Origin of the sequence: Algoriphagus sp. (genome assembly GCF_030694375.1) — a bacterium.
In the GTDB taxonomy this organism is placed as follows: domain Bacteria; phylum Bacteroidota; class Bacteroidia; order Cytophagales; family Cyclobacteriaceae; genus Algoriphagus.
The window spans coordinates 53,055-74,855 of record NZ_JAUXYL010000017.1 but is presented as its reverse complement, the minus strand read 5'-3'; the positions used below and the strand labels follow the sequence as shown (position 1 = coordinate 74,855).

16 protein-coding genes and 1 pseudogene are annotated in these 21,801 nt (G+C 43.4%); 8 read left to right on the top strand and 9 right to left on the bottom strand.

Annotated features, from left to right (window positions below):
* Window positions 1-9: 9 nt before the first annotated feature.
* The 4 genes from uvrA (at window position 10) to Q8M62_RS04760 (ending at window position 5,603) form a co-directional block, all read left to right on the top strand.
* Window positions 10-2,841 carry an excinuclease ABC subunit UvrA gene (gene uvrA / locus Q8M62_RS04775; RefSeq protein WP_304901764.1) on the top strand — a complete coding sequence of 944 codons (2,832 nt, stop codon included), beginning with the start codon at window positions 10-12 and terminating at the stop codon, window positions 2,839-2,841.
* Between the two features lie 83 nt (window positions 2,842-2,924).
* On the top strand, window positions 2,925-3,977 hold the full coding sequence (locus tag Q8M62_RS04770; RefSeq protein WP_304901763.1) for a sensor histidine kinase: 1,053 nt from the start codon (window positions 2,925-2,927) through the stop codon (window positions 3,975-3,977).
* Window positions 3,978-3,991: 14 nt separating this feature from the next.
* Complete coding sequence (locus Q8M62_RS04765; protein WP_304901762.1) at window positions 3,992-4,726, top strand: LytTR family DNA-binding domain-containing protein; 735 nt, start codon at window positions 3,992-3,994, stop codon at window positions 4,724-4,726.
* 124 nt (window positions 4,727-4,850) lie between these two features.
* Window positions 4,851-5,603, top strand: coding sequence for a LytTR family DNA-binding domain-containing protein (locus Q8M62_RS04760; RefSeq protein WP_304901761.1), 753 nt, complete (start codon window positions 4,851-4,853; stop codon window positions 5,601-5,603).
* 143 nt (window positions 5,604-5,746) lie between these two features.
* Here the strand turns inward: Q8M62_RS04760 and Q8M62_RS04755 are convergent, their stop codons facing one another.
* From Q8M62_RS04755 to Q8M62_RS04740, 4 genes and pseudogenes are all read right to left on the bottom strand, one after another.
* Complete coding sequence (locus tag Q8M62_RS04755; protein WP_304901760.1) at window positions 5,747-5,977, bottom strand: hypothetical protein; 231 nt, start codon at window positions 5,975-5,977, stop codon at window positions 5,747-5,749.
* A 231-nt stretch (window positions 5,978-6,208) separates the two neighbouring features.
* Window positions 6,209-6,550 (bottom strand): type II toxin-antitoxin system PemK/MazF family toxin, encoded by a 342-nt coding sequence (locus Q8M62_RS04750; RefSeq protein WP_304901759.1) that lies wholly within the window; start codon window positions 6,548-6,550, stop codon window positions 6,209-6,211.
* The gene (locus tag Q8M62_RS04745; protein WP_304901758.1) at window positions 6,534-6,818 is read right to left on the bottom strand and encodes a hypothetical protein; all 285 of its coding nucleotides are present in this window, start codon (window positions 6,816-6,818) and stop codon (window positions 6,534-6,536) included. The genes Q8M62_RS04750 and Q8M62_RS04745 overlap by 17 nt, the downstream gene beginning before the upstream one ends.
* A 109-nt stretch (window positions 6,819-6,927) precedes the next feature.
* Window positions 6,928-7,107: pseudogene (locus Q8M62_RS04740) on the bottom strand (ribonuclease); the annotation flags it as partial.
* A gap of 333 nt (window positions 7,108-7,440) precedes the next feature.
* Between Q8M62_RS04740 and Q8M62_RS04735 the strand changes: the two are divergent.
* The 3 genes from Q8M62_RS04735 to Q8M62_RS04725 are packed head-to-tail and all read left to right on the top strand — an operon-like array spanning window position 7,441 to window position 10,042.
* The gene (locus Q8M62_RS04735; RefSeq protein ID WP_304901757.1) at window positions 7,441-7,920 is read left to right on the top strand and encodes a hypothetical protein; all 480 of its coding nucleotides are present in this window, start codon (window positions 7,441-7,443) and stop codon (window positions 7,918-7,920) included.
* A gap of 22 nt (window positions 7,921-7,942) precedes the next feature.
* Window positions 7,943-8,530, top strand: a complete 588-nt coding sequence (locus Q8M62_RS04730) for a hypothetical protein (RefSeq protein ID WP_305668043.1) — start codon at window positions 7,943-7,945, stop codon at window positions 8,528-8,530.
* Window positions 8,531-10,042, top strand: a complete 1,512-nt coding sequence (locus Q8M62_RS04725; RefSeq protein WP_370690572.1) for a M12 family metallo-peptidase — start codon at window positions 8,531-8,533, stop codon at window positions 10,040-10,042.
* A gap of 74 nt (window positions 10,043-10,116) precedes the next feature.
* Here the strand turns inward: Q8M62_RS04725 and Q8M62_RS04720 are convergent, their stop codons facing one another.
* The 5 genes from Q8M62_RS04720 to Q8M62_RS04700 all read right to left on the bottom strand — a co-directional run bounded on the left by Q8M62_RS04720 (window position 10,117) and on the right by Q8M62_RS04700 (window position 20,373).
* Window positions 10,117-11,466 carry a PhoH family protein gene (locus tag Q8M62_RS04720; protein WP_304901755.1) on the bottom strand — a complete coding sequence of 450 codons (1,350 nt, stop codon included), beginning with the start codon at window positions 11,464-11,466 and terminating at the stop codon, window positions 10,117-10,119.
* Between the two features lie 219 nt (window positions 11,467-11,685).
* The gene (locus Q8M62_RS04715) at window positions 11,686-14,622 is read right to left on the bottom strand and encodes a DEAD/DEAH box helicase (protein ID WP_304901754.1); all 2,937 of its coding nucleotides are present in this window, start codon (window positions 14,620-14,622) and stop codon (window positions 11,686-11,688) included.
* A gap of 204 nt (window positions 14,623-14,826) precedes the next feature.
* Window positions 14,827-15,447 (bottom strand): lipoprotein signal peptidase, encoded by a 621-nt coding sequence (locus tag Q8M62_RS04710; protein WP_304901753.1) that lies wholly within the window; start codon window positions 15,445-15,447, stop codon window positions 14,827-14,829.
* 124 nt (window positions 15,448-15,571) lie between these two features.
* On the bottom strand, window positions 15,572-18,970 hold the full coding sequence (gene ileS, locus Q8M62_RS04705) for an isoleucine--tRNA ligase (RefSeq protein ID WP_304901752.1): 3,399 nt from the start codon (window positions 18,968-18,970) through the stop codon (window positions 15,572-15,574).
* A 449-nt stretch (window positions 18,971-19,419) separates the two neighbouring features.
* Complete coding sequence (locus tag Q8M62_RS04700; RefSeq protein WP_304901751.1) at window positions 19,420-20,373, bottom strand: nitrilase family protein; 954 nt, start codon at window positions 20,371-20,373, stop codon at window positions 19,420-19,422.
* Between the two features lie 117 nt (window positions 20,374-20,490).
* Between Q8M62_RS04700 and Q8M62_RS04695 the strand changes: the two genes are divergently transcribed.
* Window positions 20,491-21,630: a DUF4221 family protein gene (locus Q8M62_RS04695; RefSeq protein ID WP_304901750.1), complete on the top strand. Its 1,140-nt coding sequence runs from the start codon at window positions 20,491-20,493 to the stop codon at window positions 21,628-21,630.
* Window positions 21,631-21,801: the final 171 nt, after the last annotated feature.

Sequence of the window (21,801 nt, the reverse complement as noted above, 5' to 3'; positions counted from 1 at the left end):
CCCACTTTCATGAGTCAATCCCCTGCTTCACAGGAAGAATATATTGAAATTTTTGGAGCCCGAGAGCATAACCTCAAAAACCTCGACGTCAAGATCCCACGCAACAAACTAGTGGTGATCACCGGGCTGAGTGGTAGCGGAAAGAGCTCTCTGGCTTTCGATACCATCTATGCTGAGGGGCAGCGACGCTATATGGAGAGCTTCTCGGCTTATGCCAGATCTTTTTTGGGAGGAATGGAGCGCCCGGATGTGGATAAAATCAACGGCCTTTCGCCCGTGATTGCGATCGAGCAAAAGACTACTTCTAAAAATCCAAGATCAACCGTCGGAACGGTTACTGAAATCTATGATTTCATGCGTTTACTCTATGCTCGGGCAGGGGAGGCCTTCTCTTACCTGACTGGAAAACCCATGATTCGACAGACGGAGGATCAGATCATTGAGCAGCTGTTCACCAAGTTTCTTGGCAAAAAGCTCTACATCCTAGCCCCTGTAGTCAAAGGAAGAAAAGGCCATTACCGGGAGCTTTTTGAGCAAATCCGAAAAATGGGTTTCTCCAAAGTACGTGTCGACGGAGTAGTCCTGGACATCGTACCCAAAATGCAGGTGGATCGCTACAAAATACACGACATCGAGATTGTCATCGACCGGATCGTGGCGGATGAATCAGATCGGTTCCGAATCACTCAATCGCTAAAATCAGGATTACAGCATGGCAAAGGTATCCTCATGATTCGTGAGGAAAACGGAGAGATTCATCATTTCTCCAAGTATCTGATGGATCCGGAGACAGGCCTTTCCTACGATGAACCGGCACCCAATGCATTTTCCTTCAACTCCCCCTACGGAGCTTGTCCTACATGCAATGGCTTAGGGGTAATCGAAGAAATCACCCGGGAGAGCATTATTCCTGATCCAGGCCTCAGCATTACCCGAGGGGGAATTGCGCCCTTGGGTGAATACCGCGACATCTGGATTTTCAAGAAAATTGAAGCCATACTCAAGCACTACAAGTGCAGCATGAGTTCACCGATTAAGGATCTCCCGGATCATGTGGTGGAGGTGTTGCTTTTTGGCGACAAAGTGGAGGTGGCAGTCGATTCGGTCAAATATCCCGGGACCAAATGGAATACAACTTTTGAAGGGATTGTCAATTTTCTTCAGAAATATCAGGAAGGCAGCTCCGACAAAATCCAGGATTGGGTATCCGAATTCACAGTGACAAAAACCTGTCCTGACTGTGAAGGCTATCGTCTTAAAAAAGAAGCCCTGCACTTCAAGATCGACGAAAAGCACATCGGGGAGTTGGCGGTAATGGATATCCGCGGATTGTCTGAATGGTTTGAAGGATTGGAAAGCCGCATCAGTGACAAGCAAAACATCATCGGTGCAGAAGTCTTGAAGGAAATCCGTAAGCGAATCGGCTTTTTGCTGGATATTGGTTTGGATTACCTTTCGCTCAATCGTCCCTTGCGGACCCTGTCAGGTGGAGAAGCGCAACGGATCAGGCTCGCAACTCAGATTGGAACCCAACTGGTAGGTGTGCTCTACATTCTGGACGAACCCAGTATCGGTCTCCATCAGCGGGATAATGAAAAACTCATCAAGGCCCTTCAAAGCCTTCGGGATTTGGGCAATTCTGTTTTGGTGGTCGAGCATGACAAGGACATGATGTTGGCCTCGGATTATGTCCTCGATATGGGCCCCGGAGCAGGACGTCATGGAGGGCATGTCGTAGCGGCAGGTCATCCGAGTGAAATCTTCAACAATGGATCTGTGACCTCCAGATACCTGAGTGGAAAGCTTGGGCTCCCCATTCCAAAAGAGCGGAGAAAAGGAAAAGGAATAAGTTTGATTTTGAGGGGGGCTACTGGAAATAACCTGAAAAATGTGACTTTAGAGCTGCCTTTGGGTACTTTAATTCTGGTGACAGGGGTGTCGGGAAGTGGGAAAAGTACGCTGATTCATGAGACGCTTTATCCGATTTTGAACCGGGAGTTTTACAATTCCAAAAAGGAACCCATGCCATTCAAAAGCATCGAGGGACTCAAGGAATTGGACAAAGTCATCGAAGTCGACCAATCGCCCATCGGACGGACTCCCAGATCAAATCCAGCGACGTATACCGGGGGTTTTTCGGATATCCGCACATTGTTTACTGAGCTGCCGGAATCAAAAATCCGGGGCTACAAACCGGGACGTTTTTCATTCAATGTCAAAGGCGGAAGATGTGAGGATTGCGAAGGCGCGGGAATGAAGCTGATCGAAATGGACTTCCTGCCGGATGTACACATCCCCTGCGAAACCTGCAAAGGCAAGCGGTACAACCGGGAGACACTGGAAGTTCGCTTCAAAGGAAAGTCTATTTCCGATGTCTTGGACATGACAGTAGAGCAAGGGGTTGATTTTTTTGAATTCCAACCTAAAATTCTTCGTAAGATCAAAACTCTTAGCGAAGTAGGCTTGGGTTACATCACGCTAGGTCAGCATGCCACGACCCTTTCTGGTGGTGAGGCGCAGCGCGTAAAGTTGGCCACTGAACTTTCGAAAAAAGACACAGGAAAAACCTTCTACATTCTGGATGAACCGACGACAGGTTTGCATTTCCAGGACATCGATTTGTTGATGGGTGTTTTGCAAAAGCTGGTGGAGAAAGGAAATACTGTGCTGATCATTGAGCATAACCTCGATGTGATCAAAGTAGCAGATCGGGTGATAGATCTCGGGCCTGAGGGCGGAAATAAGGGCGGCTCAATTGTAGTCCAAGGAACTCCCGAAGAGGTTGCCGCACATTCGAAAAGTCATACCGGAAGATTCCTGAAGGCCGAACTCAAACGCTGAAATTGACGCAAAAATCAAGTGCCTCGTCCTTCTATCAAATTAAGAGTGGCCGATCCCTAACCATTTCTAACTTTGAGCCAAGTATGAAAAGGGTCAAGCTTTACTGGATATTGCAGCTCATAGGTTGGGGAAGCTTTGCCTTTGTCAATATCTTTTTTGCCTCACTTTCTCAGGGTATTACGGCAGTTCAGGTCATGGCATTTGTTGTCTGGGCCGCTTTTTACTTGCTTTCCACACATGCAATGCGTCATGTGGTTAAGTCTTACGGATGGTTCAAGCTGGGGATTTTACGGCTATTGATTCAGGCGATTTTGGCTTTGTTGGCCTTGGCTATCTTGAATTTTATTGCCCAGATTTTAATCAATTTAGTCTTTGGGATTTTTAACCCTGATGAAGATTTTAGGACCGTGATAGTTGCTGTCACACTTTTTGTAAATTTTCTGTACTATGCTTTTTGGTTTTTGCTTTACTTTTTATTCCATTTCCTTGATAATTACAACAACAGTCTCAAGTATGAGGCAAAAATCAATGAAATTAGGCTCAACCATCTCAAGAGTCAGCTTAACCCCCACTTCATCTTCAATGCACTGAATTCTGTTAGGGCTCTGGTAGATGAGGATCCTGAGAAAGCTAAATCTGCTATTACGCGGATTTCAAATATGCTCAGGTTCTCACTGATGATGGATAAAAAACAGGTGATTGACTTTGCCGACGAATTGTCGACGGTCAAGGATTACCTTGCCTTGGAGACAATCCGGTTTGAGGAGCGGCTGGAAGTAGTTTACCATATTGAAGACGAGTCATTTAGCTACAAAATTCCCCCGATGATGCTTCAGACCATCGTGGAAAACGGCATTAAACACGGAATCTCCAATTTGGTGAAAGGAGGACTGATCGAAATCAAATGTCGAGAGGGATTGAATGACGAGTTGTATATTCAGGTAAAAAATAGCGGGTACCTCAATCCGGGTACTACCAGATCCAAAAAGGATGATGGAGGACATGGAATCGAGAACACCCGTCAACGCTTGAAGTTGCTCTATGGTGATCAGGCCAGCTTCCGAATATTCAATTCAGGAAACCAATACGTGATCACCGAAATAAAAATACCGAAACAAAGAGTTACTTTAGAATAACAAACTCAATAACTATGAGAGCCATTGTAATCGATGACGAGAGACTAGCCCGAAAGGAACTCATCAATCTGCTTAACCAACTTGAGACCGTGGAAGTGGTCGGAGAGGCAGTTAACGTAGATGATGCCAAAGAAAAAATCGAACAGCTTCAGCCTGATGTGATCTTTTTGGATATTCAGATGCCTGAGAAAACAGGGTTTGATCTCCTTGAAGAATTGGATCATGTGCCGCATGTCATATTCACTACTGCCTACGATGAGTATGCTCTGAAGGCCTTTCAAGTGAATGCCTTGGATTATCTTCTCAAGCCAATTGAACCAAAAAGGCTTGAAGATGCAATTAACAAGTTGCTTGGAAAAATCGAAAGTGGGTCAAAAAGAGACGAGGAAGGAGCTTTCTCTAATCAAAAGAAACTGACCTTGGAAGATCAGGTGTTTGTCAAAGATGGGGACCGGTGCTGGTTTGTGAGATTGTCCAATGTTCGCCTCTTTGAATCAGATGGCAATTACATCAAGGTCTATTTTGACAACTTCAAGCCGATGATTCATAAATCACTCAACGCCTTGGATGAACGCTTAGATGAAAAATCCTTCTTTAGAGCCAGCAGAAAGCATATTATTAACCTGGGTTGGGTCGAAGCCATAGAACCTTGGTTCAACGGAGGCCTTGTTGTGACCCTCAAAGGAGGCGACAGAATTGAGGTAAGTCGAAGACAGGCAGCACGTTTCAAGGAAATGATGAGTCTGTAAACCTTTCATAGACAAAAAAAAGCATTTGATTTTCAAAAGAAAATTTTGACATTAGGGTAACTATTCGCTCCATTAGTAGAATATCTATTTTTGAACCCCATCAGCACATCAATTGCTAAAACTTATGAAAGAAGAACGAATTCTGATCGTCGAGGACGATTTAAGTATTGCAGAAAACATCCAGGAAATACTTGAGCTCTTAGGCTATGTAAATATTGACATCGCTAACTCAGCCAATCAGTGCATTAAGGTGATCAAAAAATATCGCCCGGATCTGATATTTATGGATATCAAGCTGAAAGGTGATAAAGATGGGATAGAGCTAGGTGAGATTGTCAAGCAAATGGTGGATGCCCCACTCGTGTTTGTGACTTCCTACAGTGACCCTACTATCATCGAGCGGGCAAAGCGAATTGCTCCCGCGGGGTTTATCGTAAAGCCCTTCAATACCAACGATATTCATGCGATTGTCGAAATCGTGCTGTATAACAAACGAACAAAGCCTACTCCGGAAGTGGCTGTAGTACATGGTAACGAAAGTCCATTTTTGGTAGTAGATGCAGTGTTTATCAAAGCCGATAATGCCTTTGAGCGAGTTCTTTACGATGACATTTTTTATATCGAGGCCAATGGTAATATGGTGACTATTTTTACCAAAAACAGAGACTACAGCATCCGAAAGTCCATGAAAGAAATCGAGGATATCCTTCCATCGCATTTGTTTCTTCGTGTTCAAAAATCATATATCGTCCATCTCGGGCAGATCGAAAGTTTCAATACCAAAGAGATCATGCTGCGGCAAGGGGGGGTGATTCAAGTGGGAAGACAGTATTACAACAGCTTCCTGGCGAAACTGAATACGATTACGGAAAGTTGAGTTGGTATTGTAAAACCCTCCAAGGGTTCAGAACCCTTGGAGGGTTGTTTCATGAGCGTGAAAACTAAAAAAGAGGCGGACAGGATCCGCCTCTTTAGATTAACCAAACAATCAACCAAATTAACCCTTACGGATAATTGTCTTTAACAAGTCCCGGACTCCCGGGACTTTTCTGTTTTGTAGATGTTTACCTGAATTGCTTCAGGACCTGATGTATTGTCGATTCCGATCTGTGGAGTTGGTTTAGTAGTTTCAAATCGGGCAGTTTGCTGTGCAAGACTGGTTTCAGTTTTTGCTTTGATGACGATGGTAATTGCCATTGCAAATCCCAGTGCCGCACAGACGTTTTTTTGAGAAAAGATTGCAGTAGTCATGGCAGTAATAATGTTGGTTTAGATTCGTATTGTTCTTAATGCCAAAAGGCGACCAAAGTCGAAAAAGGGCTAAAAACAGCATCACGGGCACTTTTTCCAAAAATCACTGTACGGTTTCGTACAGCATACTGTCAGTGGCGGACAAAAACCTCGAAAAATGTAGGTTCTTAGAATTAACTTGATTTAGGGAGCTTTAACCCAAAAAATTCCTAGTTATCAAATCAGACTAATTCAAAAGTCTAGGATCGCTTTAAGTTTTTGATGAAGTTCAAGCGATTTTGTTGGCTCGAGCTTACCTAGCTTTTCAATGAATCGCTGATTGTCCAACCCTCTGATTAGATCCACTAAAATCTCAGATTCTTGATCCAAACCAGTAGTTGTCGTACCGACCCGAACACGGAGAATATTTTCTTCGGCAGACAGTTGTGAGGTAATCGGGCATATCAAAGTAGATAAATGCCCTGTCTGATTTAGCAAATTGGTCTGTATGACTACAGCCAGACGAATCTTTCCCGGCTCCGTCCCTAGTGAAGGACTCAGGTTAACGAGCCAAATGTCATACTGCACCTTCATCTATCAGGCGGTCAAATTCGCTATTGACTTCTAATGAGGATTCCCGCACCAGTAAAGATGCCTTGCTAAAAGCATTGGCTAGCTTTTTTCGCTTTTGGTAGCGGTTATAAAAGTCTAGGGCATCGTTTATATATCGATTTCTTGGAATTTGCTTTTCCCGAAGAATTTCTTCAGTTTCTTCCAAGATCGTTTCCTTTAGTTTAAGCGAGAGCGTCTTCATATTTTCTTGAGTAGTACCTAAAGTATATACTTTTTCTTTCAGGTTCAAGTTTTAAATCATCGAAAAAAATAAGGCATGAAAAACTGGTCTTCAATAAACGCAAAAAGCACAAGCCCGAAGACCTGTGCTCTATTTGTAATATCATCCATGTAAAATCTTACAACAACTCATTCGCCAGATTCGCCAATTCAGACCGCTCGCCTTTCTCCAGCTTGATATGGGCATAGAGTGGATGATCTTTCACACGATCGATCAGATAAGACAAGCCATTTGATTGGGAATCTAAATAAGGTGTATCGATCTGGAAGACGTCACCGTTGAAGATGATCTTGGTGTTACGTTATCTTGATTTTCCGCTAGCAGTTTTTCTAAAGCAGAGCTCCTATGGAATTTTATTCAAAAGAAATCATCAGGAAATATAGAAAAAGAGTTGTTTTTGTGACATTTTAGACATTCAAAAGTAAAAACCAAAGAAATAATCGTAAACTTAGTTTGAAATTTAGTTTCTATTTATTTACTTCATATCTATTTATCATGCTAGGCACGCAGATAAGGATCTAATTTTGATAGCTCCAGCCTATGGTTTCAATTCTTGGGATGCTTTTTTACCCGGAATTGGATTTTTACAGATACTGAGTGATGTTGGGATCACCAACTTTTTTTAAAAAACTTGACTAATAATGAAATGAATCTATTAAGAAAAAAAATCGCCTTAAGGTACTTCTTACCTCTATGCCTAATCCTTGCCCTTGGATGCGCAGAGGATGAAAAGCCCAATTGTCCTATTGATAAAACCAATGGTGACCCCAAAAGTGTACTAGGAACCTGGCAATTGGTTACGATTAATTATCTGGATATGGAAACAGGAAAGGAAACTATTAAAGACTTTTCATGTGATAACCTGGTGTTTACCTTTTTGGAAAATGGGGATTTTGTTGTTAAAGGTTCGAGTCCTGATATGCCTTTTTTTGGAGATTTCACCTATGAATTCAAGTATGGAGAAAAATTAGCAGATTTTGGTAATTCCACTTTGCGATTGAGTCACACTATTCATCCTTGCTTAGTGGAAAAAGATAAAATATTACTAAATAGCAGATTCGTGGATGGAGAAATTATTTTGTTCTATAGGGTGAGTGAAACTTTTGATTAACAATTTTTAAAATCATGAAAAAATGGACATGAAATATTGTATTTCTATCTTGTTAGCATTATATGCCTTTAATACCTTTTCTCAGGAAAATCTTATCTTGAATAAGGTTAATGAGCAAAAAACACTTGGGACTGAATTTGTTGAAGTAAATAATATATTTAGATCAACAGATCCAGACTATGAATTATTGCGTAAGGCAAATGATGTGAGTAATATCTCATTTTACAATTATGATAAATCTTTATTTTCAAGGTTAGGTGAAGCTATTACGATAAACATTCCTTCCAATAGAGGCGATATATCACTTGATCTTTTCCATGTTCCTAGTGCATTTTATAATTACAACATCGTCACTAGTGATGGAAAGAAAATGGGTGCTAATCAGAATATAAAGCATTACAGAGGAGTCGTAAAGGGTGAGGGATCTAGTTTGGTTGCCTTTAGCTTTTCGGAAGATGAAGTAATTGGTCTAGTGGCAACTGACAAAGGGAATTTTAATTTTGCTGCAATTTCAAACGGAGAGAAGTATGTGTTTTTTAATGAAAATGATATTGCTGTCATGGATTTTTCAAATCCCATGCAGTTTGAAAATGATGTGGCAGATAGTTAAATCAAAAGTTATGATCCTAAAGTACTTTCACAAGAAAGTAAATTAGCTATAAACTCATCTGATAAATGTGTAAGGTTCTATTTTGAAACTGAGTTTGATATTTTTCAAAATAAAGGCAGTGTACAGAATGTTGAGCTTTTTGTCACCTCCTTATATAACCAAGTGGCGATCTTGTATCAGAATGAAAATATCGGTACTTATATTTCCCAGATTTTTGTGTGGAATACTACTGACCCTTATACTGAAACCAATACGCTTGACCTCCTTAATAAATTTAAGGATACAAGAACAAGTTTTGAGGGTGATCTTGGCCATTTGTTGACATTCCGAAGTGTAGGTGGAGGAAGAGCAGCGGGATATAATGGTCTATGCAACAATTCTACCGGTGAAAAATTAGCAGTGGCCGGAATAAGTCCGACGTTTAATAATTTTCCAATATATAGTTGGCCAGTAAAGGTAATCACCCATGAGTTTGGACATTTATTGGGCTCACAGCATACACATGCTTGTATTTGGAACGGAAATAATACTGCAATTGATGGATGTGTAAATACGACCTGCTGGAATCCAGGGCATCCATCAGGAGGTGGTACAATTATGAGTTATTGTAATCAAATCCCGGGTGTGGGAGTAAATTTTACGAAGGGATTTGGTACTCAGCCTGGAAATGTGATTCGGAATTCGGTGGCGAATGCAAGTTGCTTATGTAATTGCTTGGATAGTTCTATTTCTGGAACAAGTTATCTATGCTCGACAAGTAGCTACACATTGAATAGCCCGCCCTCCGGAAGTTCTATCTCCTGGACTGCAAGTCCGACAAATCTTTTTTCGGGTACTACATCCGGTACAGGTACGTCAGTGACACTTACTCCTTATCATACAAATACTAGAGGCCAAGCAAAATTGACTTTTACAATTACTCGATCATGTGGAGTGGTTCAATTCAGTAAAATGATATGGGTTCAGGCTCCAGCACCTCCAGGCCCAATAACTGGAAATACATCACCAGGACCAGGTAGTCTTACGCCTTACTACATTAATAATCTGCCTTCAGGAGCTACATCGATGACTTGGAGTCTTCCCTACTGTGTGGGATGTTCGCAGCCTTGGTCATTCTATTCCGGTCAGAATGATATTTTGATGACTGCCAATGTGGGAAATTCGGACGGTTATGTTCAAGCAATGGGTGTAAATCCGTGTGGGACAGGAGGAGCTTCGCTGTTATATGTGACACCATCAGGCTCCTGTGATCCATGCCCAAGAATGTATCCCAATCCAGTATCTAATGAATTGTCCCTAGAATGGATGGACACTGAAGGGTTTGTATTGTCTGAAGATATTGAATCCTACCAAGTAAGCCTCTACAATGCGGTAGGAGGTATAATCCTAACCGAAACGACCAATAATCCTTCCATTAAAATTGATCTTAGCCAACTTAAAAATGGATTCTACTATCTCCATATCGAAAATAAAGATGGGCTTATCCGTAAGCAAATCAGGGTGGAGCGGTAACCGTTGAAAGTGACAAAAACAAAAAAGCTGTGAAATATCTCACAGCTTTTTTATTGGCAAATTTTACCCAAATCTTATAACAACTCATTCGCCAAATTAGCCAACTCTGACCGCTCACCTTTCTCCAGCTTGATGTGTGCGTAGAGGGGATGGTCCTTTGCCCGGTCGATCAGATAGGACAGCCCATTGGATTGTGAATCCAAGTAAGGCGTATCAATCTGGAATACGTCACCGGTGAAGATGATTTTTGTGTTTTCACCAGCACGTGAGATGATCGTCTTAATCTCATGTGGAGTCAGGTTTTGCGCCTCATCCACAATAAAGAAGATATTGGAAAGCGAGCGCCCGCGAATGTAAGCCAAGGGCTGAATCACCAGCTTTTCCTGATTGACGAGTTCTGTGATTTTTTGGAACTCCTTGTCCGTCTCCTTGTATTGGTTTTGGATAAACTTCAGATTGTCCCATAGCGGCTCCATGTAAGGATTGAGCTTGGACTTGATGTCACCTGGCAAATATCCAATGTCCTTGTTGGAAAGCGGAACGATTGGCCTTGCCAGGAAGATCTGCTTGTATTCTCTTCGCTGCTCAAGTGCTCCGGCAAGTGCCAATAGCGTCTTTCCCGTTCCTGCCACACCTTGGATTGACACCAACTTGATCGCTGGGTTCATGATGGCATGTAGGGCAAAGGATTGTTCAGCGTTTTTTGGTTTAATGTTATATGCAAGGCGCTTGTCTACCCGTTCCAAGACGTTTTCTTCGGAATTATAAAAGGATAAGACGGAGTTTTTGTCACTCCTGAGGATGTAAAAGGCATTTGATTTTCGCTTTCGAGTACCCAGGATATTTTTCGCCTCCGTGTATCCTTGCTCATAGAGCTTGTTGATTGCATCAGGATTGACATTTTCCATCACGTACTTCCCGGTGTTCTCGAGTTCGGTGATGTTTTTGATTTTGCCTGTTTCGTAATCTTCCGCCTGGATATTAAGCGATTTGGCTTTCAGCCGGAGGTTGATGTCTTTGGAGACAAGGATTACTTTTCGGGTTTTCTCCTTTTCCTGAAGGTGGAGGGCGACGTTGAGAATTTTGTGATCATTCTTGTTTTCACCAAAAATCTCATTGGCATTTCGCTCGTTTTCAGGGTGATACATCATCACCTTAAAGTCGCCTTTGGTTTTACCGTTTAGTGGAGTCCACTCATCGATCCGTTGATCTTTGGAGAGTTTGTCCAGCAGACGGATAAATTCCCGGGCTTCAAAGTTTTTGGTGTCGTTGCCCTTTTTGAACTGATCGAGTTCCTCCAGCACGGTGATCGGGATCACTACATTGTGCTCGGCAAAATTCATGATGGAGTTGTGTGCGTATAGGATCACGGAAGTGTCCAGCACAAATATTTTCCGATCGTTATCGGACTTGGCTCTAGGCATGTGCAGGTAAATTGTAGTGGTACTGTGTTCAATTAAGTTAGAAAAATATCCACATCAATAGCTAGGAACTGCCAATAAAAAATGGTTAAGATTTGTCAAGTCCGGTTAGGGGGTTGAGAATCAAAATGATAAAAAAGGGTTGTAAGGTTGGAAAGTTCAAAAGTTGCAAAGTTCGTGAACCCAACTTTGCAACTTTGCCACCTTACCACTTTCAATCTCCTAATCCAACAACGCCCGAATATCATCATTGTCCAAGCTCTTCATGAAGCTTTCCTCATTGCTGATCAGTTCGCCTGCCAAGGCAAGCTTACGGTCCTGGAGAGCCATGATTTTTTCCTCCACAGACCCACGGGTGATGAATTTGTAGATGATGACCTTGTTTTCCTGACCGATTCGGTGTGCGCGGTCGATTGCCTGAGCTTCCACTGCAGGATTCCACCAAGGATCGAGCAAGAAGACATATTCTGCTTTGGTTAGGTTGAGACCGACACCACCGGCTTTAAGTGAAATGAGAAATACCTTTACCTCGGGATTTTCCTGAAACTTTTCCACTTGGGCCTGACGGTCTCTTGTCGATCCGTCGAGATAAGCGTAAGGAATATTTTGTTCGTCGAGGTACTTTCTGACAATGCTCAAATGCCTTACAAACTGGCTAAAGACAAGGACTTTGTGATCTTCAGAGATGGTTTCCTGAAGCATGTATGTGATGTCCTCCAATTTCCCGGATTCCCCCTCGTAGTCTTCCCTGACCAGCTTCGGATGGTTGGCGATCTGTCTCAATTGGGTCAAGCCACGGAGCAAGGTGAATTGCTGAGATCCTCTACCTGTTCCTGCAAGTTCGCCGATGATTTTTTCCCGATAGTAGCTTTTCACTTCCTCATAGACCTTCTCTTGCGCAGTAGTCATGTCAGAATACTTCACATTGGTGAGCTTTTCCGGCAGGTCTTTCGCTACTTGAGATTTCAGCCTTCGAAGGATAAAAGGTTTGATCATGGCATTGAGCCTGATTGCTTTTTCCTTATCGTTTTGTTTTTCTATCGGAATGAGGTATTGTTTTTTAAACAGATTCTGATTTCCAAGCAATCCCGGATTGACAAAGTTCATCTGCGACCAAAGATCCATGGTGCCGTTCTCGACAGGCGTACCCGTTAGGATTAATCTTCGTTTGCTTTTCAGCTTATTGACAGCTACAGCAATGTTTGAATTCGGATTTTTTATGGCTTGGGATTCGTCCAGGATGATGTAGTTGAAATAGAAGTCCTTCAAAATATCAATATCCAACCGGACGATTCCGTAGGAGGTCAGCACAATATCATAGCCCCTGAATTTCCAGGGATCTTTGAGTCTCGAAGTGCCCGAATACACCAAGATTTTAAGGTCAGGAGCAAATTTTTTAGCCTCCAATTCCCAGTTGTAAATCAGGGAAGTCGGCATGACCAACACGGAAGTAAATCCTGGATTTTCCTCTCGTTCGTGGGCTAAGAGTGCAAGAGTCTGCACCGTCTTTCCCAATCCCATGTCATCGGCGAGGCAACCGCCGAATTGATACTCATTCAGAAAGCGCAGCCAATTGTATCCTGCATGTTGGTAAGGCCTTAGCGTGCCTTCAAAACTCTCCGGCAGCTCATACTCATCAATGGCATCAAACTTTCGCAGACGCTCCAACTTCAAGCTGAGGTTTAGCTTGATCAGCTCTCCATTTTGTAATTCGCGGGCAAATGCCAAGTGATGCTTTCGAAGGACCAATTCCTCAGAAGATCGCTCTTCGATAAAGTTGAAAAGTTCGGAATAGTTGACAAACCAAGTTGCGGGTATCACAGCCACTTCACCATTGGGGAGCTCAAATTCTGACTTCCCCTGCATAATTAATTTTCGAATCTTGGCAAAGGGGACGAGATAAACTCCGAATTTGATTTGTGCCCTGACATCAAACCAATCAATATTTTCATTGACTTCAATCGTGATCTGAGCACGGCCAATGTGAAAAGTTTTTCCGGTGAGGCTACTTCGCTGGACTATTTTGATTTTATTTTCTTCCAGATAGTCTTCGTTGTTGCCCAGCCATTCGAAGGCTTGGGTCTTGGGAAGTGCAAATTTCCCATGCATGAATACCATGTCCTTTTTTTTCAGGATGGTTTCAAATTTTTTCTCTACCTGAGGAGTACGGACGGTTTTATAGAAAGTGAAATTCCCGTCTTTTTCCTCAAACCGACATGAATTCCCATTTCCCTCTCCGTCTTTTGACATGATGCCAAAGTCAAATTCTCCGTATTTGTATCGGAGTTCGAAGACGATGATATCCTCATTCGAATTTTCCAGTTCCTCACCAAATAGATTTTCTTTGGCCCCTCCCGGCAGTTCACTGAAGGTGAGCAAAGCTTGAGGAGTACCCTGTTCGGTGTTGATTTCAAAACCTGTGCCTTGGACTTCAAATTGAGTGATCAGGTTGGTGACGAATTTTCTGTAATACTCCAATTCAAACCTGCGCTCAATCATGATCCGGCTTTTGTTCAGAAATGGCTGAAGCTTTTTGCCGTCGATTCCCTTTTCAAAGTGGTAAAGTTGCTCCTCGACAATCAACCAAGCCGGGTCTTTGCAGATTAAGTAGCCGTTTTTGTGCTGCCACTCGAGTCTTTTACCCCGAAATTTGACGATTGGGTAATATTGAGTGTTGTATTCTCCTTTGTCAAAGTGAAATACGACTGTAGCCCGCTCGGCATTTACTTTGATTTCTTTCCAAGTTGGATTATTGTCTGATCCCATTTCAAAAAGCCGCTTCCCAATCAGGAGTGGCAGTATCTGAGACCGTTTGATTTCCAGATTTTTAAGTACTAAATCAGGAATAGTTCGATCCACTACTTTTGGGTCAAACACTTTCGGTAAAAAATCTTTGGGACGGATATTACCCTTTTTGATATAAGGTTTGATTACCACCTCCGGTTGCATGGAATCCATGATCTTAATCAACTCATAATCCGCTTTGTCCAAGCCTGAATCAAATTCGGAGGCATTGGCAGAACTGATATTCTGATTAGCCAGAGATAGCCTTCCCTTGTCATCCAATTGGACTACAAAGGATTCAAAAAGTAACCCTAAAAATTCGTGACTGAATATGGAATATACTATTTGAAAGGGTTGATCGGAATTAACTATCATAGTTAGTTATATAGCATATATAGCAAAAAGAAAATATTCCAATTACTATATTTCATAAGTACTGGGTTAACAATAGAATATACAAGTTGGAAATTACTGAAAAAGGCATTTGCTTTTATAAAAAGCCGCTTTTATTTAACAGAAATGCAAAAAAAAGCCCGAATATTTTCAATTTCGGGCTTTGTACCGGTGATATTTTGCGTGTTAAAGTTCGGGTTCTGATTCTGGTATGGAGATCTCCTCTTTTTTCTCGGGAAAAAAACGGTTCTGATAGATCAATATAATGGCAACGCCAATGAAAATAGAGGCATCTGCGATATTGAATATCGGCCACAGGGCTGTGTAGCTGCCACCCCAAAGCGGTACCCAATCAGGGACATACCCTTCCCAAATATCAAAGTAGAACATGTCCACAACCTGCCCGTGAAACCAAGGCGTTGGTGCATTGTAGGGCGCATTATTTAACCAAACTCCATAAAATACAGAGTCAACCAAATTGCCTATTGCTCCACCGAGTATCATGGAAATACAAAGGATATATATCGGATGGTTTTTCTTTTCAATGATATAATATAAATAGTATCCAATACCCACCATGGCCACCAATCTAAAAGAGGTGAGGATCATTTTGCCGTACTCAGAACCCAACTCCATGCCGAAGGCCATGCCCGGGTTGGTCGTGTAGTGCAGCTTAAACCAGTCTCCGAAAATCGGAATCTGTCCCGGGGTACCAAAATCCATTTCAAAATGGACCAGCATTTTGACCACTTGGTCCAGGGCAATCACCAAAAAGGCAATTCCGAAATATTTTAGGTATTTATTCATGTGATTTTAATTCCTTTTTAGCGGTCACATGCCTGCCTGTCGACGGACAGGGAGACAGGGAATCTCGCTATTTGTCTAATCATCCCAGTGTTTTGTGCATGCTCCTTGCTCGATTTCATCAAACTCAGGCTTCAGCCTTTTCTACTTTTACAGTCAATTCAAAATCATCCATGTCCAAAACAGTCCCATCACTGATCACACCAAGTGCTAAAGTAACTGCCTGAGTCTCGGCCTGGATATAGCCGCCAAAAGAAGAAATAGCTTCGCTGGCCAATTCATTGCCTTCGGATACAATGATCTTGATTTTATCCTGTACTTCCAATCCCATTTCCTTTCGTAGATTTTGGATTCGGTTGACCAAGTCACGGGCCACACCTTCCTGCTTCAGTTCTTCAGTCAAAGTAACATCCAAAGCTACAGTCACACCCTGATCGGAAGCGACCGACCAGCCCGGAATATCCTGTGAAGTGATCAGGACTTCTTCCAAGAGGAGGTCAATGGTCTCGGCTTCCACCTGCACAGCGATTTTACCTTCGCGCTCGATTTCTGCTATTTCTTCCTGTCCCCAAGCGTTGATGGCGGCCACTACAACCCGCATCTTTGGGCCAAGTTTCTTGCCAAGTAGGGGCAGGTTCGGTTTTACATTTTTCACCAAAATCCCCGAAGCGTCATCCAGATATTCTACCGCTTTGATATTGACTTCAGATTTGATCAGATCCTCCACGTGCTCGATTTGTGCTTTGGTTTTGGCAGAAAGCACCGGAATCAGGATGCGCTGAAGCGGTTGACGGACTTTCAGCTTTTCTTTCTTCCTCAGAGAGTGTACCAGCGAAGAAATGTTTTGAGCCAAGTCCATACTTTCCTCCAAGTCGGTATTGATCAAGGATTGATCAGCCGAAACCCAGTCGGTCAGGTGCACAGACTCCAATCCATTTTCATTGGTCTCGTGGAGATTTTTGTACATCCAGTCCGAATAGAACGGTGCAAAAGAGGACATCAATTGGGTCAGCGTGAGCAATCCCTCATACAAGGTCTCATAGGCCGCCTGCTTATCCGCATTCATTTCACCTCTCCAGAATCGTTTCCTTGCCAATCGCACGTACCAGTTGGATAGCTGATCTACCGTGAAATTCATGATGGCTCGGGTGGCCTTGGTCGAATCGTAGTTGTCCATCGCCTCTTCCACTTCTTTGATCAGCGTCTGAAGTTTGGAAATGATCCATTGATCCAATTCTGCACGCTCAGTCACCGGAACTGCCTTAGCCTTGTCATAGACAAAAGCATCCAGATTGGCGTAGAGCGCGAAGAAATTATACGTATTCTGAAGCGTGCCGAAGAAGCGTCGTTGCACTTCGGTTACACCATCCAAGTTGAATTTGAGGTTGTCCCAAGGATTGGCATTGCTGATCAGGTACCAGCGCAAAGCATCCGGTCCGTATTCTTTCAGGGTCTTGAAGGGATCCACGGCATTGCCCAGTCGCTTGGACATTTTGTTACCGTTTTTGTCGAGGACTAGTCCGTTGGCAATGACGTTTTTGAATGCCACGCTGTCAAAAAGCATCACGGCAATAGCATGCAAGGTGAAGAACCATCCTCTTGTTTGATCTACGCCTTCGGCAATGTAATCCGCCGGATAGTTAGCTTTGAAGATATCCTCATTTTCAAACGGGAAGTGCCACTGTGCATAAGGCATCGCGCCCGAGTCAAACCACACGTCGATCAAGTCCGGCTCGCGAAACATCTTCTCTCCATTGGCAGAAACCAAAATCACATCATCCACAAAAGGTCTGTGCAGGTCGAGTTCTTTGCCTTCATAAGGCGATTTGGACATGAAACCGGCAGCTACCGACTTTTCAATTTCCGAATTCAGTTCAGCGATCGAGCCAATGCATTTCTCTTCCGTTCCGTCGCTGGTTCTCCAGATCGGAAGCGGTGTCCCCCAGAATCTGGATCGACTTAGATTCCAATCCACCAGATTCTCCAGCCAGTTGCCAAAGCGCCCCGTACCGGTTGCTTCAGGCTTCCAGTTGATGGTTTTGTTGAGCTCGACCATCCGTTCCTTGTAGGCTGTAGTTTTGATAAACCAGCTTTCCATCGGATAGTACAGTATCGGCATGTCTGTTCTCCAGCAGTGCGGATAGGTGTGCTCGTATTTTTCGACCTTGAAGGCCTTATTTTCATTTTTCAGGATGATGGAGATGATCACATCCGTGTTTTTGTAGTCGGCGGCACTTTCATCATCCTTTGGGTAATTTTTCACAAAGAAATCATTCGGACCATATTCTTTATGGGCTGTGATTCCATGTTCCTTCATCTTTACCGCGAGGTATTCTCCCACGATTGGCAGGAATTTTCCCTGCTTGTCAACCACCGGAATGTCATTTCCAAGTTCGTCCTTGACAAATACGCCAGGTACATTATTCTGTACCAGAGTTCGGAAGTCATCGGCGCCAAATGCTTTGGCAAGGTGAACGATTCCGGTACCGTCTTCGGTCGTCACATAATCCCCAGCCACTACGGTGAAGGCAGGATGAGGCAATGCCAAACCCGCGATTGGGAAAAGTTGCTCGTATTCCCAGCCCAGCATTGATTTGCCCTTGAATTCTTCAACGATTTCAAAGGGGATCAATTTATCGCCCGGCTTGTAGTCTTCCAGCTTCAATTCGGCGGCCTTCGGATTGAGGTAAGCACTCATTCTGGCTTTTGCCAAAATTACACTTGTAGCCGCGTAAGTATAGGGGTTGAAAGTCTTCACTTTCACATAGTCCAGATTTTCACCGATCGCCAAGGCCGAGTTGGAAGGCAGCGTCCATGGCGTAGTCGTCCAGGCGAGGATGTAGGTGTTTTCCTGCCCTTTTAGCTTAAACTGAGCCGTGATCGAGGTGTCTTTCACGTCTTTGTAGGTGCCCGGCTGATTCAGTTCGTGGGAAGACAAACCCGTGCCTGCTGCAGGTGAAAACGGCTGGATCGTGTAGCCTTTGTAGAGCAAACCTTTGTCGTAGAGTTTGCGCAGCAGAGACCAAAGGCTCTCGATATAATTGGAGTCAAAAGTGATATACGGATCGTCCAGATCCACCCAATAGCCGATTTTCTCCGTCAGGTCATCCCATTCGTCCTTGAATCGCATGACCGTCTCCCGGCACTTGCGATTGTATTCCTCGACTGAGATTCCTGCCCGGCCCTCAGTCGGGTTTTTACCAATATCTTCCTTGGTTATTCCCAGTTCCTTCTCCACTTGGAGCTCTACAGGCAGTCCGTGTGTATCCCAACCGCCTTTTCGCTTTACCTGAAACCCCTTGAGCGTCTTGTATCGGCAAAAAATATCCTTCAGGGTACGGGCCATCACGTGGTGAATTCCCGGTGTGCCGTTGGCCGAGGGCGGGCCTTCGAAAAAAGTGAAGGTCTCAGCCCCATCACGATTGGCGACCGATTTCTCGAAAACCTTATTTTCTTTCCAATACTGAAGTACTGACTCCCCGATATTCGGATAATCTACCTGCTTAAATTCCTGGTATGTTTTCACTGTTTATGGTCTGGTGAACTTGAAGAAAAGGACTTTTTGGGCGTGCCCCGCCTTGAAAAAAGGCGGGTCGGGCTATCCGCTGTATCCCGTCTCCCTGATTCGCATCAGAGAGTCGGGATGCCGCTTCTATCCCTCACGCGGGCATCCCGCTCAAAACAAGGCACAAAGATAGAAGAAAAGCCCTTTTCGGGGAAAGAAAATGCGAATACCGTTAAAATGGCAATCTTCGGTTCCGGCAGACAGGAGTTAAGGGATTCTGTAATGGGTAAAAAATGAGTTGTAAGTTTTGTTGCGCTGCAAATCAACACTGACTACTTACAATTTCCTTAAGAAGGAAACAGGATGATTTTACCCCAATGGAAAAGGAGAATTTCATGTAAATGAGTTCAACCCTGACTTTGAAGGCATGCCTGAAGGGTGTCGAACCTTTTTCTTAATTCTTCCCCCCTTCACTCCTCCTTATTCAACCAAACCACTTTCTGCTCAGGTCTGTGGGCTTGTCCGATGATATCCCGATACAGATCCGGTCGACGGGCTTGGATGTAGCGAGAGCCTCCCGCTTGGGTGAGTTTTTCCGGTGTGAGCGTGGCGATCACAAAGCTGTCTTCAAAGCTTCGACATTCGGCCAAAATATCTCCAAAGGGATCCAGAATCATGGAGCACCCATTCTTCAACTGGTCATCATCCATACCGATCGGATTGGAAAAGACCGCATAGATGGCATTGTCATACGCACGGGCAGGCAACCATTTCATTAGCCATTCTCTGCCTTTCAACCCATCAAACTCTTTTCTCAGCGAAGTCGGATCATTCTCCCGATTTTCCCAAAGCTTGGGATCTACAAAACCGGCACCCGGGCGGGTCGAAGGCGTGCACATGGTCACATGTGGCATGAAGATGATGTCTGCACCAAGCAGTTTGGTGGCACGCACATTTTCGATGATGTTGTTGTCGTAGCAGATCAGAATTCCGCATTTCCAGCCCAAAAGGTCAAAGACCACATAGTCATTTCCAGGTAAAATATGAGGGTTGATAAAAGGATGAAGCTTGCGGTACTTGGCAATCAGTCCGTTTTGATCGACACAGACGTAGGCTTTGAAGATGTCGTCGTTTTCGTCTTTTTCAAACAAACCCGCCAAAATGACGATTTGATTTTTTCGGGCGATCTCTATCAGTGCTTGGGTGCTTGGGCCGAATGGGATGCGTTCTGCCAAGTCCAGCAGCTGTTCTTTGGAGAGCTTGCGGGCAAAGGAATAGCCTGTGACCGAGCATTCATGAAAGGCAATGACCTGCGCACCTTCAGCGGCAGCTTTGGCAGAAAGCCGGTCTATGACCGATAGGTTGTAGTCCTTATCCCCGCTTTGGTTTTCAAATTGGGCGCTGGCTATTTTCAGTTTTTCCATTTGAAAGTAAGATAAGCTGAGCTGAAGAAACTCCAAAGGGCAATTGGATAAATGTAGAATCACATTACTATTATTCTCTAATAGTGTTATCTTGTTAGTTGAAATATCTTCGCTCCCATGAAAAATCAGCTTTTTTTAATTTCCGGTCTTTTGTTTTTCCTTCTGATTTTGAGTTGCACTCCTTCTAAAGAAAAAGAAAACCAATCTGAGCTTCAGTTTGTGGTGACTGAGAAATATAAAACGTTTCCTCTGACTCAGGACTTTGGTCATTCGGATTTGTATTTTCAGTTTTTGGAGGATAAATATTTTTTCCTGTTTGATTACAAAACCAAGCAAGTTTTGACGTATTCCATCCCTGAAACTAGTTTGGTGAATACCATTAGGTTTGAAAAAGAAGGACCAAAAGGTATTGGAAATAATGTCGCAGGCATTTTCATTGAGAGTCCGGATGAGATTTACCTGACCGCAGGAGTCAACACACTTTTCAAATTTGACGGCAAGGGAAACTTGCTTCAAAAGAGCAAAATCAATGTGGAGGGCTTAGAGGAAAAGGGGATCAGTCTTTTCTCGAATATTTTCACCTTAGCCAAAGACGGTTTTTACTTTCCGGCCTTTCCGATGGTGTTTGATTGGACATCGATCACACCTCAGGAATTGACCGAAATTCCCAATCTGATGCGGTATGACACGTTGAGCAAATCGTTTACTCCGATCAGTTACTTCCCGGCGGAGTTTGTGGGGGATAACCTCAACAAATCCATCTTTCCTTTATTGGCCTTGGGCCCCGACGACATGCCGGTAATCAACATGAATTTCAGAAATATTTACAGGATAAAGGAGGGTAAAGTGGTTTCAGCTTTTGCAGGGCACTCGGGATTTCCGAATGATCCACCGACCTCAAATTCACCCAAGATGTTTGAGGACATGCCCGAAATCATGAAGTTGATTAACTACGCAGATATCTACACGGACTTGTTTTATCTCAAAAATCAGAAGCTGATGGTACGGGTGGCGAAGTTTGAGGATGTCCCCTATAACTATTTGGATGCGGATTCCTTTTTGGCCTCGAGATGGGGATTAGTCTTTTTAGATTCTGATTTCAATAAAGTAGGTGAAATGGAATTGACCCCTGACAGGTTTAATGGCAGGTATATTTTTGGAGACCGTGAGGGGATCTGGATCTCGACTGATCATCCTGAAAATCCGGATATGTCAGAGGATTTTTTGAGGTTTCAACTGATAACTGTAAAACAATAAGGGGACTGCCGATTTATTAACCAAAAAGAATGTGACGTATCACTGAAGGCCTATCCTAAACGAAAAGTAATCATCGCCTTTTTTTCCAAGTTTGCCAAGTTATGCTAATGCTTAAACTCGCCATATTTTCGGAACTGTTATTCTAAAAACCTGATATCAATCAGTTTAGAT